Consider the following 14493-nt stretch of genomic DNA (forward strand, 5'->3'; position numbering starts at 1 on the left):
CCGTCTGATCCGCCGCGCCCCTCGCCCGCCCTGCCGGGCACCCTCTCCCCGCAGACGGGGAGAGGGATGGTGTCCGGTCGGCGCGGATGTCGATCTGCCACGTTGCGGCTGCGGATCCCTGACACAGGCGCGGTCGTGCGGAACACCTCCTTCTCCCCGCTTGCGGGGAGAGGGTGCCCGAAGGGCGGATGAGGGGCACGGGCCGCAGCCCGGAAGCGCTGCCGGAAAAGGCTTGCCGCCGCAGGCGGGGAGAGGGGCTTTGTCGCGCAGGCCGGTGTCGCAGGCGCATGATCCCGTCGCGTGGCGTTTTACGCTGTCAGACATGTCTCCCCCCATGCCATCGGTGCCCTCATGTCCCGACTCGCCCTGTCCGTGCTGCTGGTCCTCGCCGCCGCCGCGCCCGCCTTCGCCGATGAATCGAAGCCGTGGTCGCAGGTGCTGCTCGGCCTGCCCAAGGCCTCCGATCCGCGGCAGGAGCCGCTGGTGATGATCGCCATCGATGGAAAACGCGATTTCGATCCGGAAACCCTCTACCAACTGGGGCCGGGCCGGCACGAGATCACGGTCGCCATCCAGCGCACCGACACCGCCGGGGCGCTGGTGGTGCAGACCCTCGCGATCGACATGCAGCCCTGCATGAACTACGAGCTGATCGGCCGGCGCACGCCCGGTACCGATGACGACAACCGCCACTGGATGCCGGAGCTGCGCGGACAGACCCCGATCAAGCGCTGCCGGAAGAAATTCGGCGACGTCGCCGCCGCGCCGGCGCCCTGAGGCAGATGCGCCAAGCGCCCGATCCGTTTCTCCCTTTTCCCCGCGGGCGGGGAGAAGGTGCCCGCAGGGCGGATGAGGGGCGGATTGGCCGCAGCCCGGTAGCGCTGCCGGAAAATCTTGTCCGTGTGAGCCATGAGGCGTGCTCGTTGCTCGGGCTGTTGCACCGCTTCGGCAGTGCCGCCGCGATCGAGCATCTGTCGGTCTGATCCGTTGTGCCCCTCACCCGCCCTGCCGGGCACCCTCTCCCCGCAGGCGGGGAGAGGGACCGCTCCGACCTGCGCCCATAGTGCTTCCCTCACCCCATCCGTCGCGCCATGTTGACGCGTGCCGTGACCGGGGCATGTCCGGCCTGACCCGCTTCTCCCTTCTCCCCGCACGCGGGGAGAAGGTGCCCGCAGGGCGGATGAGGGGCGGCGCGGCGCAACCGGTCGGCGGCTCGCATGCCATACCGCTGCGCCTGTGGCAAATGACGAGGCATAATATCGATATGCCTGCCGCCGCCCCCCTCCGCGTTGCCCGTCCGGCCAGCCTTGAAGCCTGGTTCGCCCCTTTCCGCGCCGGCGTCATCGGTCATGACCTGGTCGACCCGCGGGTGCAGGGCGACGGACGCGTGGTCTACGCCGACTGGACCGCCAGCGGCCGCCTGTACCGGCCGATCGAGGACTACATCGCGAACGTGCTCGGCCCGTACGTGGCGAACACGCACACCGAGACCACGCTCACCGGCACCCGGATGACCCACGCCTACCATCAGGCGCAGGCGATCATCAAACGCCACTGCAACGCCGGCCCGAACGACGTGCTGATCGCGCAGGGCTCGGGCATGACCGGCGTGGTCAACAAGTTCCAGCGCATCCTCGGCCTGCGCGTGCCCGAGCACATGGCCGACCGCGTGGCGATGCGCGACGAGGAAAAGCCGCTGGTGGTGCTCACCCACATGGAGCACCACTCCAACCAGACCAGCTGGGAGGAATGCGCGGTGCACGTCGAGATCCTGCCGCGCGCCGCCTGCGGCCGCCCGGACATCGACGCGCTGCCGGGCATCCTGCGCCGCAACGCGCACCGGCCGCTGAAGATCGGCGCGTTCTCGGCCTGCTCCAACGTCACCGGCATCGCCACGCCGTACCACGAGATGGCGGCGATCATGCATGCCCACGGCGGCGTGTGCTTCGTCGATTTCGCGGCCTCGGCGCCGTACGTCGACATCGACATGCACCCGGCCGACCCGGCGCAGAAGCTCGACGCGGTGTACTTCTCGCCGCACAAGTTCCTCGGCGGCCCCGGCGCCAGCGGCGTGCTGCTGTTCGATGCCTCGCTGTACCGGCTGAAGGTGCCGGACGCCCCCGGCGGCGGCACCGTGGCGTGGACCAACCCGTGGGGCGGCCACCGCTTCGTCGACAACATCGAGGCGCGCGAGGACGGCGGCACCCCGGGCTTCCTGCAGACCATCCGCGCGGCGCTGGCGGTACAGGTCAAGGAGGCGATGGGCGTGGCCAACATCGAGGCCCGCGAGCGTGAACTGCGCGAACTGTTCCTCGCCGAGCTGCGCAAGGAGCCGGGCATCCAGCTGCTGGAGCCGGAACAGTGCGACCGGCTGTGCATCTTCTCGTTCTATTCGCTGGAAAAGCACCACAACCTGATCGTGCGCCTGCTCAACGACCGCTTCGGCGTGCAGGTGCGCGGCGGCTGTTCCTGCGCCGGCACCTACGGCCACATCCTGCTGGCCGTGGACCCCGAGACCTCGCACCGCATCACCTGCCAGATCGACGCCGGCGACCTCAGCAACAAGCCCGGCTGGGTGCGGGTGTCGCTGCACCCGACCATGACCGACGCCGAAGTGGTGTACGTGGCCCGGGCCATCCACGAGGTGATGCGGCACTACGACGCGTGGAAGCACGACTACGTCTTCGACACCGCCTCCGGCGAGTTCCGCCCGAAGGCCGGCGAGTTGCCGATGCCGGGGCTGGAGACGTTCCGCCCGGTGTGACCGCCGCGCCGCGGACCGCGTCCGTGCGAATCTGAAATGGAAGTCTCGGCGGGCTGTCATGCGACCGGCCTAGAGTGATGGCGTCCCGATGCTTCGAGGTGTCGTCATGCGTCGAAGGAAGTCGCTCGCCATGCTGGCCGTGTCCTGCCTGTGTCTCCCCGTCCTCGCCCTCGCCGCCGACGGCCCCTGGGCCGAGATCAGCGTCGGCGGCCGGACCGACGCGAAACTCGCGCAGTACGACGTGATGGTCGCCGTCATCGACGGCTCGATGGATTTCCCCGACCAGTCGGTCTACCGCCTTGCACCCGGCCGCCACGGCCTGCGCCTGGCCAGCTACAAGCGCGGCCCCAGCGGCGAGATGACCGCGCAGCCGTTCTCGGTCGACATGCAACCCTGCACCCGCTACGTGCTGGCCGCCGACCATTCGCACCCGGAACCCAACCGCAGCTGGCAGCCGCGCGTGCTGGCCTCCGAGCCGATCGCGAAGTGCATGAAGAAGTACGCCGACCAGCTGCCGCCGGCCACGGCGCCGGTGGCGTCGACCACGCCCTGATCGACGCGCCTCGCGCCGAGTGAGGACGGGCCGCGCGCATGTGCGGCCGCACGCCGTCGATTGCAGCCGCGATTGCAAGATGAACGGTCGCCGCGCCGCGCGACCGGCGCCGTGCGGACGGCGGTTATCCTGTCGCGATGCCGATCGCTTCCCGTCCCGTCGCCGCCGCCGTCTGTGTCCTGTGTTGCGGCGCGGCCCAGGCGGCGACGATCGGCCGTGTCGATGTCGACGGCCTTGATCCGGCGATGACCGTCAACGTCCATGCCGCGCTGTCGCTGGAGGACGCGCAGGGCAAGGCGGTGTCGGACGCGCGCCTGGCCTACCTGCTGCGCGTGGCCGAGGACGAGACCCGCGAGGCGCTGGAGCCGTTCGGCCGCTATTCGCCGCAGATCACCATCGTCACCGTGCCCGCGACGGTCGAAGGCCTCGCGCCCGACGCCCCGGTCGACGTGCGCATCACGGTCGTGCCCGGCGAGCCGGTGCGCGTGCGCAGCGCGGCGGTGGCGATCGAGGGTGAAGGCCACGACGACCGTTACCTGAAGCAGGAACTGGACGCCTTCCAGCCGAAGGTCGGCGACGTGTTCGAGCACGCGACCTACGAGAAGAGCAAGGCGTTCATCACCCGCCGCCTCGCCGAGCGCGGCTATTTCGACGCCGATTTCCTCGCCCGCCGGGTGGAAGTGACCCGCGCCGAGCGCGCCGCGGACATCGACCTGCGCTGGGACAGCGGCAATCGCTACGACATGGGCGAGGTGGTCTTCGACCAGGGCCCGAAGCCGGCGGTGCGCGACGCGCTGCTGCGCCGCTTCGTCTACTGGAAGGAAGGCGAGTACTACCACCAGGGGCGTCTCGATCGCCTGCGCAAGTCGCTCGACGGCCTCGACTACTTCAGCCGCATCGACATCGAGCCGCGGCCCGAGGACGCCGTCGACGGCCGCGTGCCGGTCACCGTGCGGCTGACGCCGGCCAAGCGCAGCATCTACAGCCTCGGCGCCAGCTACGGCACCGAGAGCGGCGCCGGCGTGTCGATGGGCGTGGAGCGGCGCTACCTCAACTCGCGCGGGCACAAGGCGCTGGCGCAGCTGGACTACGCCGAGAAGCGCAAGACGCTGACGCTGCAGTACCGCGTGCCGGCGTTCGCCTGGCGCGACGGCTGGTACACCGCCGGCCTGCAGTTCGCCGACGAACAGACCGACTACATCGATTCGCGGCGCATGGAATTCGTGGGCAGCCGCAGCGGGCAATACAACCGCAACCTCAACCTCGTCGCGTCGGTGCACGTGCTGCGCGAACGCTGGGCGTACCCGGCGCTCGCCGACGACGGCGGCGGCGCGCTGGCGCCGATCCAGTACCGCTACGCCACCGCCACGTTCCCGTCGCTGGTCGCCGAGTACGCGAACGTCGACGACCGCATCGCGCCGCGCCGCGGCTTCGGCGGTGCGCTCACGCTGCGCGCCGGTGCCAGCGCGCTGGGTTCCGACGCCAACTTCGCCCAGGTCCACGTGCGCGGCAGCTGGTTCCGCGGCCTCGGCCCGCAGGACCGGCTGATCGTGCGCGGCGAACTCGGCCATACCTTCAGCGGCGCGCTGGTCGACCTGCCGCCGAGCCTGCGTTTCTACGCCGGCGGCGACCGCAGCGTGCGCGGCTACGGCTACCGCGAGATCGGCCCGCGCATCGAGACCGACCGCGGCCTGTATTCGGTGGGCGCGAAGAACGTCGTCGTCGCCAGCGCCGAATACGAGCGCTACTTCACGCCGACCTGGGGCGCGGCGGTGTTCGTCGACGGCGGCAGCGCCTTCGACGGCCGCATCGATCGTTGGCGCACCGGCGTCGGCATCGGCGTGCGCTGGAAATCGCCGGTCGGCCCGCTGCGCATCGACATCGGCCATGGCCTGGACGATCCGGATTCGAAGGTGACGCTGCACATCAACCTCGGCGCGGATCTCTGAGCCCATGCGCCCGGACGAGCCCATGCCCGACACCCCGCCCGTCGAGCCACCACAGCCGCAGGCCGAGCGCGAGGCGCGCATCGCCGGATTGCGCGACCGTCGCCGCGCGCGGCTGCGCTGGCTCGCGATCCGCGGCGCGCTGTCGCTGGCGGCGCTGACCGTCGGCGCGGTCGTGCTGCTGTACTGGCTGCTCAACACGCTCGGCGGCCGCGACGTGCTGCTGCGGCAGATCGTCGCGCGCTTGCCCGAAGGCGACACGCTGACGTGGTCGCGCGCCGAAGGCCCGGCGTCCGGGCCGATGACGCTGCACGACGTGCGCTACGTGCATCGCGGCTGCCCCGATCGCGACGGCAAGCCGGTCGCGTATCCCGGCTGCGCCGCGCCGCTCGAGACCGTGTTCACGGCCAAGGCGTTGACGCTCGATCCCGCGCTGCAGCCGCTGCTCGGCCGGCGCCTGCGGCTCGACGCGCTCGCCGTGCGCGGCGCGACGCTGTCGCTGCCGGAGGACGACACGCCGTTCGAGCTGCCGCGCTGGCCGGAATCCTTGCCGCAGATCGCGCCGCCGCTGTCGATCGAGGCCGACGCGATCGTGATCGACGGCCTCGCGGTGACGAAGGCCGGCGAGGGCGTCGTCGACGTGCGCCGCCTGCGCGGCGGATTGCGCGCCGAAGAGGGCGCGCTGCACGTCGAACATCTCGACGCCGACACCGATTGCGGCCGCTTCACGCTGCACGGCGACTACGCGCCGGGCGATCGCTACCGCATGGACCTCGTCGCCGGCGCGCGCCTGCCCGCCGCCGCCGGCCGCACGCCGGCGACGCTGGGGCTGGTCGCGCGCGGCGACCTGCGCGCGCTCGACGTCGCGCTGTCGGGCCGCGCGCCGGGCCCGGTGTCGGCGCGGCTGCACCTCGTCGGCGAAGACGTGCCGCGCTGGGCCTTCGCCGCGAAGGGCGACGCGCTCACGCTCGCCGCGCTGACGGGCACCGACGACGACGCACCGCCCTACGTCTTCGACCTGCGTGCGAATGGCACCGGCGGCAGCGCGACCGTGCAGGGCCGCGTGGCGCAGGACACGTTCGTCGCGACGGTGCAGCCCTCGAAGATCACGATCGAACACCAGACGCTGCTGCTCGCGCCGCTGGCGATCGACGTGCTCGGCGGCCACGTGCGTGCCGACGGCCGCGCCGATTTCACCGTGCCCGCGAACGCACGCTTCGACGGCCGCGTGCAGGCGCGCGGCCTGCGCTGGCAGGGCACGGCGAAGGACGCGGTCGCGGTGACCGGCGACGGCGATTTCAAGTTGTCCGGCCGCCTGCGCGACTGGACTGCCGATGGCACCGCGACACTCGTGCGTGCGAACGAACGCGCGCAGCTGGCGTTGCAGGCACACGGCGACGACAAGGCCGCGAAGATCGGCGCACTGCGCGCGACGATGCCGAGCGGTCGCCTCGACGCCACCGGCGAGGTCGCGTGGTCGCCCGCGCTGCGCTGGCAGGCGGATGCGACGCTCGCCGGCTTCGATCCGGGTTATCTGCTGCCCGACTGGCGCGGCGCGGTGAACGGCGCGCTGCGCAGCACCGGCAGCACGCGCGGCGACGGTGGCCTCGACGTGCTGGTCGACGCCGATCGCCTCGGCGGTCGCCTGCGCGGTCGCGCGCTGGGCGGCCGCGCGCACGTGCTCGCGCACCTGCCCGTGAAGGCCGACGGCCGCACCGACGGTGAAGGCACCGTCGCACTGACGCTCGGCGACAGCCGCGTCGACGCGAAGGGCCGCATCGCCGAACGCTTCGACGTCGACGCGACGTTCGCACCGCTGCATCTGGAAGACCTGCTGCCGACCGCGCAGGGCGCGCTGCGCGGCACGCTGCGCCTCACCGGGCTGCGCGCGCAGCCGGACATCGCGATCGACCTGACCGGCAACGGCGTGCGCGTCGCCGGCTACACCGCCGAGTCGCTGCGCGCGCAGGGCCGGTTGCCGTGGCGCGATGGCGCCGTCGGCGCGCTGACCGTCGATGCCACCGGCGTCGACGCGGGCCTCGCGCTACAGACACTGCATCTGTCGGCGCGCGGCGCGATCGAGCGATTGCAGGTCGACGGCGAGGCCGTGGCCGACGTCGGCCGCGTCGCGCTGTCCGGCAATGTCGCGCGCCGAGATGCGACCTGGGCCGGCACGCTGGCGACGCTGCACCTGGTGCCGACCACCGGCGCGGCGTGGACGCTGCAGGCACCGGCGGCGTTCGCCGCGACGCCGCAGGGCAACGCGTTCCGGCTGCGCATCGCGTCGAGCTGCTTCGCCACCGACGACCGCACCGGCACGCTCTGCGCCGACGTCGACTGGCCGACCCGCGCCGACGTGCGCGGGCAGGCGCTGCCGCTGGCGCTGCTGGGGCCGTACCTCGCGCCGGACACGCATACCACCACCGGCCGCGGCCAGCGCTGGGCGCTGCGCGGTGCGATCGATCTCGACGCCCGCGTGCGGCCGCAGGGCGGCGCGTGGCAGGGCACCGCGCACATCCGCTCCGCCGACGGCGGGCTCGCGCTGGGCGCACGCGAGGTGCTGGGCTACCGCGACCTCGTGCTCGACGGCCGCTTCGATCCGCACGGCGTCGACGCCACGCTGGCCGCCGCGCTCAGCCCCGACGGCCGCGTGTCCGCGCAGCTGGCGACCGGCTGGGACGGCTACGCGCCGCTGCGCGGCACGGTCGACGTCGACACCCGTTCGCTGACGTGGCTGGAGCTGTTCTCGCCGGACATCGTCGAACCGCAGGGCCATCTGCAGGGCCGGATCACGCTGGCCGGCACGCGCGCGGCGCCGGCGCTGGGCGGGCAGGCGCGGCTGAGCGACTTCCGCACCGAGCTGCCGGCGCTGGCGCTGAGCCTGCGCGATGGCGACGTGCGCCTCGACGCGCAGCCCGACGGCAGCGCGACGCTCGCCGGCAGCGTGCGCAGCGGCGACGGCACGCTGCGTATCGACGGCACGCTGGGCTGGCAGGACGCGGAAACGCCGCTGCGCCTCGCGCTGACCGGCGAGAAGGTGCTGGTCTCCGATACGCGCGAGCTGCATGCGGTGGTCGATCCCTCGGTGGTCGTGCGCTACGCCGCCGGCCAGCCGCTGTCGGTCACCGGCACCGTGCGCATCCCCAGCGCGCGCGTCGACCTCGAACGCCTCGACACCGGCGTGTCGCGCTCGTCCGACGTGGTGGTGCTGGATCCCGCCGATCCCGAACGCGGCGGCGGCACGCCGCTCGACCTCGACCTCGCGCTGGTCATGGGCGACGACGTGCGCCTGCACGGCTTCGGCCTGGACGGCAGCCTCGGCGGCAGCGTGCGCATGCGCGCGCGCCCGGGCCGCGAGACCGTCGCCACCGGCTCGCTCGACGTCGACGGCCGCTACACCGCCTACGGCCAGAAACTCGACATCACCCGCGGCCGGCTGGTGTGGTCGAACACCGCGTTCGGCGATCCCGTCGTCGACGTGCGCGCCGAACGCGAAGTCGGCGACGTCACCGCCGGCATCGACGTCAGCGGCCGCGCCTCGGCGCCGGTCGCGCACGTGTGGAGCAATCCGGCGACCAGCGAATCCGAGGCGCTGGCCTACCTCGCGCTGGGCCGTCCGCTGTCCAGCGCCAACGCCAGCGAGAGCCGCCAGCTCAGCGCCGCCACCGCCGCGCTGTCGGCCGGCAACCTGCTGGCGTCGCAGCTGGGCGCGAAGATCGGCCTCGACGACGCCGGCGTCAGTGAATCGCGCGCACTCGGCGGCAGCGTGGTCGGCATCGGCAAGTACCTCTCGCCGCGACTGTACGTGAGCTACGGCGTGTCGCTGCTCGGCACCGGCCAGGTGCTCACGCTGAAGTACCTGCTGCGCAAGGGCTTCGACATCGAGATCGAGACCAGCACGATCGAGCATCGCGGCTCGGTGAACTGGCGGAAGGAGCGGTAGCGCGCGACCGCGCCGGCAGAGGGATGGCGTCCGATAGACTGGCCGCTTTCGAGGGCGCACCATGCACTGGATCCTGCAGACCAATCTGTTTCGCGAGCGCGAGTGGGACCGGCTCGTGTCGACGCTCGAACAATTCGGGTTGCCGTACAGCGTCCACAAGGTCGTGCCGTTCGTGGGCGAACTGGAGCCGCTGCCCGTGCTCCGGCTCGCAAAGGCCGTGTGTTTCGGTTCGTATTCCATGCGCCACGCGGCGCGCGTGCACGGCTGGACGCCGGGCGTCTACGACCTCTTCGGCCAGGACTTCCACGCGCAGCTGGCCGCATGGGGCGAGCGCATGCTCAACGCCGATGCGCAGGTGATGGCATTCGAGGACGTGCGTCTGGCGCAGCCGACCTTCCTGCGCCCCATCGACGATTCCAAGTATTTCGCCGGCCGCGTGTTCGACCCCGACGAATTCGAGGCCTGGCAACGGCAGGTGTGCAATCTCGAGGAAGATTACGGCACCAGTCTCGCGCCGACGACGCAGGTGCAGCTGTGCGTGCCGAAGACGATCCACGCCGAATACCGGTTCTGGGTCGTCGACGGCCGCATCGCGACGAAGTCGCTGTACAAGCTCGGCCGCCGCGTCGTGTACGCCGCCGACGTCGACGAGCGCCTGGACCGTTTCGTCATGGCCGCCATCGCCGACTGGCAACCGCACCGCGCCTTCGTCATCGACGTCTGCGACACGCCGGAAGGCCCGCGCATCGTCGAGATCAACACGATCAACTCGGCGGGTTTCTACGCCGGCGACGTGCAGCGGATCGTGGCGGCGCTGGAGGGGATGGAGGCGTAGGGCGGGCCTTGGCCCGCCATTGCTTCGACACACCTAGATCCTGTCGACGAGTTCGATGCCTCCGATGCGATTTCCGATCAGGATGTCGATGATCACCATGCCGAATTTCACGTGCTGGAGGACGATGTTGCTCTGGAACTGCCAATCGGATCCTGGCTGGTCCGGGTTCTGTCTCGCGACATAACCGACATACGCACGGCTTTCCCATTCGCCAGCACCGCAACTTGCCAGCGCATCCGGAAGCCATGGGCATCCGGGGGCCTGCTCTTTCGCAGCATCGATGAGCAAGCGCGGATCGAAGCCATCGCTCGAATCGTTTCTTCCGCTGGTTGGGGACATGCGCCTTGTGCCTGATTCAAGCCATGCCGGCAGCGGCGAGGCGATGCCGAAAGGATAAGCGCAGGCCGGATGTTTTGTGCCCGACATGGTGTTGCATTCACGATGTTGCGTGGATGACAGGTCCGCCTAGGCGCCCGTCGACGACCACGCCTCCGCGTGCGTCAGCATGGTCTGCCGCAGCGCCTGTGCCGGGCCGGTGACGCCTTCCCTGCGCGAAAACACCATGTACTGCAAGGCCGGCAATTCAGTCAGGGGTCGCGTCGTCACTCCGGCCGGGACGCGGCAGCAGGCGTTCACCACGGCGAGCCCCATGCCCAGCCGCACCAGTTGCAGCATGAGTTCCCAGCCGTTCGCTTCGACCGCGACCTCCCATGGCACGCCTGACGACTGCAGCATCTGCGAGAGCATCGTGCGATGCGGGCGGCCCGCGGGCGGCACGATGAGTCCGGCGCCTGCAAGATCCCGCAGGCGCAGCCTGCGACGCGCGGCGAGCGGGTGTTTCCTCGGCAGCGCCAGCACCTGTCCGACCCGGGTCAACGGCGTGAGGGCGAGATCGCGAGGTGCTGATTCAAGGCATGCCACGCCGAGGTGCGCCTTGCCGTTGCGCACCGCCTCGACGGCGGTGGCGCCGTCGGCGGTCATCAACTGCAGCGCATGTCCGCGCGTCGCCAGATGCGCGCGCATGGCCGGGCCGAGCAGGTAGAGGAACGCGCCTTCGCCCGCGGCGAGCACAACCGGCTGCGCCGCGTTCCGGTCCAGCAGTTCGTCCTGGAAGGACGCCATCGAAGCGCAGATCTCGCGGGCGAAGCGCTGCACGCGCCTGCCTGCGTCGGTGATCTCGATCGCCCGCCCGCGCCGCACGTACAGCGGGCGCCCGACGGCCTCGGCGAGTTTCCCGACCTTGGCATGGAGCGCGGGTTGCGAGAGGTGCAGCCGGAGGGCGGCGCGGCTGAAGTTGGCGTCTTCGGCAAATTCTGCGAAGGCGCGCAGCGCATTGATCGAGACATCGCGCAAGAGATTCATTATCCGATTTTTCTATAGATGCTCCGGCAAATCAATTTCCCGTTGATAGACGGGGCATGTGCAATGCACGCCATCGAAACCAAGAAATCCACGGAGCACATCATGAAACTCGGCATCGACGTCGGTCGTGTCCTCATCAGCCCCGGTGACAGCACGTCGCCGGATACTTCCTTCATTGGCGGCACGCTGGAAGACGCCCTGAACACCCCGCCCTACGACGGCATGTTCGACGTCGTGCCTGCGCTGGTCGAGTGCTTCGAAGGCCGGGTCTGGATCGTCTCGAAATGCGGTCCGCGCATCCAGGAGCGCACGCTGCAATGGTTCGAGCATCACCGCTTCTTCGAGCGGACGGGGATCGCCCGCGACCGTGTGCGGTTCTGCCTCAAGCGACCTGACAAGGCGATCCACTGCCGCGAGCTCGGCATCAGCCACTTCATCGACGATCGCGTCGATGTGCTGCAGCCGATGATCGGCATCGTGTCGAATCTCTTCCTGTTCGGCCCCCAGCGTGGGCACACGCCCGAGCACATGCACCCTGTCCTTGCATGGCGGGATGTCGCGCAGGCCATGCTGCGGGACTGAATCCGGCCGCGCGGGATGGCGCGTGCCGGGTGCGCCCTCAACCCGGCGAACGTGTCGTTCTTTTTTCGATCAGGTGCGCGATGAGGAACAGGCAGGCCGCCTGCAACAGCCCGCAGAACGTCACCCACGCCACCTGCGGCAGTTCTGAGTTGAAGTGCCCGGGGAAGGCCGTTGCGATCGCGGGCAGCGAGAGCGATGCGGGCAAGCACACAAGCGTGAGCATGACGTCCGGGAGCAGGTGTTCCGTCGACGAAGACGCCATGGTGATGTCGATGTAGAACGCCCATGCCGCGACGACGATGACGAGCGCGGTGTAGAGGATGGCGAGCAGACGGATGGGATGTCGCATCATGGCTTTCGAGTCGCGGTCGGTACCAAGCCCGTAGGGTGGGCCCCTGGCCCACCGTCCCGGCCATCATGCCGATGATGGCGTCCGGCGAGAGGATCTGCCTGTTCCGCGCCATCGCGCGTTGCGGTTGCAATGGTGGGCCAGGGGCCCACCCTACGGCGTTTCGCTCACAACCCCGGCAGCAGCCGCTCCGTCATCAGCTTCATCACGAGACGGTGCGGCTGCGGCACGTCGTAGTTGGCGGTGGTGATGACGACGACCACGTGCTGGTCGGGGAAGACCTGCACGGTGTTGCCGCCGGTGCCGTTCATGGCGAAGGATTGCCAGGTCTTGCCGTTCACGGGGAACTGCATGCGCCACCACAGGACGCCGTATTCGACGCCGTCGTCGACGCGGGCGTGCGGGGCGACGGAGGTCTTCACCCAGTCTGCGGGAATCAGCTGTTTGCCGTGCGCACGGCCGCCGTCGAGGTAGAGCTGGCCGAGGGCGAGCAGGTCGCGGCTGCGCAGGCCGAGGCCGCCGCCAGCCTGCGGGATGCCCAGCGGCGAGAACTGCCATTCGGGTTTCACGATGCCCAGCGGGTCGAACAGGCGCCGCTGCGCGTAGGCGTCGAGGCGTTCGCCGACGGCGCCCTGCAGCGCGGCGCCGAGGGTGGTGACGCCGGCGGTGCAGTAGCGGAAGTTGCGGCCGTAGGGCGAATCGGCGGGTCTCTTCATCCACGCGGGAAAGCCCTGGATCGGCAGGTCGAGATAGAAGCCGACCCAGTCCTCGACCAGGTACATGCGCTCCTCGTTGCCGCGCGAGAACTGGTTTTCGTCGTCGCATTCCAGCAGCGACGACATCGTCGCGAGATCCTCGAAGGTGATCTTCGCCTTGCGCGGATCGGGGTTCTGCATCGGCGGGCGATCGCCGAGGTACGGCAGCATCGGCGCCTGCGCGTTCGGCAGCTTGCCGTCGGCGATGGCGAGGCCGAGCAGCATGCCGGCGATGGTCTTGGTCGCCGAGCGCGTGTTGCGCCGCGCCTCGGGGCCGCCGTCGGCGTCGTTTGCGTCGAAGTAGTGCTCGTACAGCAGCTTGCCGTCGCGGGCGACGAGGACGCTGGTGATCCGCTTGTATTCGCCGGCCTCGATCGCGCGGGTCGCGGCGTCGAAACCGGCGGCGGGGGCCGCGGCGGGCGATGGCGCTTCCTCGGCGAGGGCGGGCGATGCGACGAAGACGGTCGCGAGCAGGACGGGCAGGACGGCGGCTGGGCGCATGCGGTGGACTCCGGAAGACGCGACGACACTACCAGCGCCGCGATGCCCGGTTTGGTACGCACCGAACCCGCGGCGAAACGCGTGCGCCGCTCAGCGTCCGCGCCGCCACGCGCCCGGCGTGCAGCCGAAGCCGCGGCGGAAGCTGCGGGTGAAGTGGCTCTGGTCGACGAAGCCCGCGCGGGCGGCGATGTCGGCCAGCGACAGGCGCCGGTCGCGGAGCAGGCCGGCGGCGCGTTCCAGCCGGCATTCGCGCAGGTATTCGCCGGGCGAGCGGCCATAGCGGCGGCGGAAGGCGCGGGCGAACGCCACCGGATGCACGCCGGCGATGCGCGCCAGTTCCTCGATCCGCGGCGGCTGCGCGCAGTCGTCGTGCAGGCGTTCGCGGGCGCGTGCCAGCCACGCCGGGCCGTCGTCGCTTTCGAGTCGATGGCGTCGCTGCAGCGTGTCGAACAAGGCCTGCACGCCGGCGTCGACCGCCAGCGCCGAGACGTCGTCCCAGCGGTGCAGTTCCGCGCGCAGCGCCAGCGCCGCGAGTTCGCCGCGGGCGTCGGTGCGCACGGCGTCCCCGGGCAGATCGCGCCCGGCCACGGCGGCGGCGGACAGCGACACGGTGAGGAAGCGTGCGCCGTCGAGGCCGCGGAAGCAGTCGCGATGGGTGGTGCCGGGCGGGTTGTAGACCAGCGCCGGGCCGCGGCTGATCGCCGGCATGCCGCGCGCGCTGCTGAGGTAGCGGCCGGACAGCACCAGCACGAAGTGCGCGTCGCTGTGGGTGTGGGTCTCGACCGCGTGCTCGGGCACGGTCGGCTGCAGTTCCGCCAGTTCGATGGCGCCGTCGCCGTCGCCGATCCGCTGCCGGCGTTCGGTCGCGCCGTAGAACATGCCGCGGCCGAAGGTCTTCATGCG

At 70.7% G+C, this 14493-nt stretch carries 12 protein-coding genes; 7 read left to right on the plus strand and 5 right to left on the minus strand.

The annotated features are described in order from the left end of the window. The first annotated feature begins 351 nt into the window (after positions 1–351). The 6 genes from ACT53Q_RS03740 to ACT53Q_RS03765 all read left to right on the plus strand — a co-directional run bounded on the left by ACT53Q_RS03740 (position 352) and on the right by ACT53Q_RS03765 (position 10041). Positions 352–777 carry a hypothetical protein gene (locus ACT53Q_RS03740; protein ID WP_476185317.1) on the plus strand — a complete coding sequence of 142 codons (426 nt, stop codon included), beginning with the start codon at positions 352–354 and terminating at the stop codon, positions 775–777. Between the two features lie 487 nt (positions 778–1264). Continuing rightward, positions 1265–2764 carry an aminotransferase class V-fold PLP-dependent enzyme gene (locus ACT53Q_RS03745; protein ID WP_476185318.1) on the plus strand — a complete coding sequence of 500 codons (1500 nt, stop codon included), beginning with the start codon at positions 1265–1267 and terminating at the stop codon, positions 2762–2764. 130 nt (positions 2765–2894) lie between these two features. Next, on the plus strand, positions 2895–3317 hold the full coding sequence (locus tag ACT53Q_RS03750) for a hypothetical protein (protein WP_476185319.1): 423 nt from the start codon (positions 2895–2897) through the stop codon (positions 3315–3317). A gap of 137 nt (positions 3318–3454) precedes the next feature. Beyond that, on the plus strand, positions 3455–5266 hold the full coding sequence (locus tag ACT53Q_RS03755) for an autotransporter assembly complex protein TamA (protein WP_476185320.1): 1812 nt from the start codon (positions 3455–3457) through the stop codon (positions 5264–5266). A 22-nt stretch (positions 5267–5288) separates the two neighbouring features. Beyond that, positions 5289–9206: a translocation/assembly module TamB domain-containing protein gene (locus ACT53Q_RS03760; RefSeq protein ID WP_476185321.1), complete on the plus strand. Its 3918-nt coding sequence runs from the start codon at positions 5289–5291 to the stop codon at positions 9204–9206. A 61-nt stretch (positions 9207–9267) separates the two neighbouring features. Continuing rightward, positions 9268–10041, plus strand: a complete 774-nt coding sequence (locus ACT53Q_RS03765) for an ATP-grasp domain-containing protein (protein WP_476185322.1) — start codon at positions 9268–9270, stop codon at positions 10039–10041. A 33-nt stretch (positions 10042–10074) separates the two neighbouring features. Here ACT53Q_RS03765 and ACT53Q_RS03770 read toward each other — a convergent pair whose 3' ends face one another. Both ACT53Q_RS03770 and ACT53Q_RS03775 read right to left on the minus strand, forming a co-directional pair. Beyond that, entirely contained in the window at positions 10075–10467 is a 393-nt protein-coding gene (locus ACT53Q_RS03770; RefSeq protein ID WP_476185323.1) for a hypothetical protein, read from the minus strand. Between the two features lie 39 nt (positions 10468–10506). Beyond that, positions 10507–11403: a LysR family transcriptional regulator gene (locus ACT53Q_RS03775; protein WP_476185324.1), complete on the minus strand. Its 897-nt coding sequence runs from the start codon at positions 11401–11403 to the stop codon at positions 10507–10509. Positions 11404–11505: 102 nt separating this feature from the next. Between ACT53Q_RS03775 and ACT53Q_RS03780 the strand changes: the two genes are divergently transcribed. Beyond that, complete coding sequence (locus ACT53Q_RS03780) at positions 11506–11985, plus strand: hypothetical protein (RefSeq protein ID WP_476185325.1); 480 nt, start codon at positions 11506–11508, stop codon at positions 11983–11985. 37 nt (positions 11986–12022) lie between these two features. Here ACT53Q_RS03780 and ACT53Q_RS03785 read toward each other — a convergent pair whose 3' ends face one another. From ACT53Q_RS03785 to ACT53Q_RS03795, 3 genes are all read right to left on the minus strand, one after another. Continuing rightward, positions 12023–12334: an SCO4225 family membrane protein gene (locus ACT53Q_RS03785; protein WP_476185326.1), complete on the minus strand. Its 312-nt coding sequence runs from the start codon at positions 12332–12334 to the stop codon at positions 12023–12025. A gap of 167 nt (positions 12335–12501) precedes the next feature. Continuing rightward, positions 12502–13590 carry a serine hydrolase domain-containing protein gene (locus ACT53Q_RS03790; RefSeq protein WP_476185327.1) on the minus strand — a complete coding sequence of 363 codons (1089 nt, stop codon included), beginning with the start codon at positions 13588–13590 and terminating at the stop codon, positions 12502–12504. Positions 13591–13680: 90 nt separating this feature from the next. Further along, the gene (locus ACT53Q_RS03795) at positions 13681–14490 is read right to left on the minus strand and encodes a helix-turn-helix transcriptional regulator (RefSeq protein WP_476185328.1); all 810 of its coding nucleotides are present in this window, start codon (positions 14488–14490) and stop codon (positions 13681–13683) included. Positions 14491–14493: the final 3 nt, after the last annotated feature.

This window comes from Lysobacter sp. DMC97, assembly GCF_056313745.1.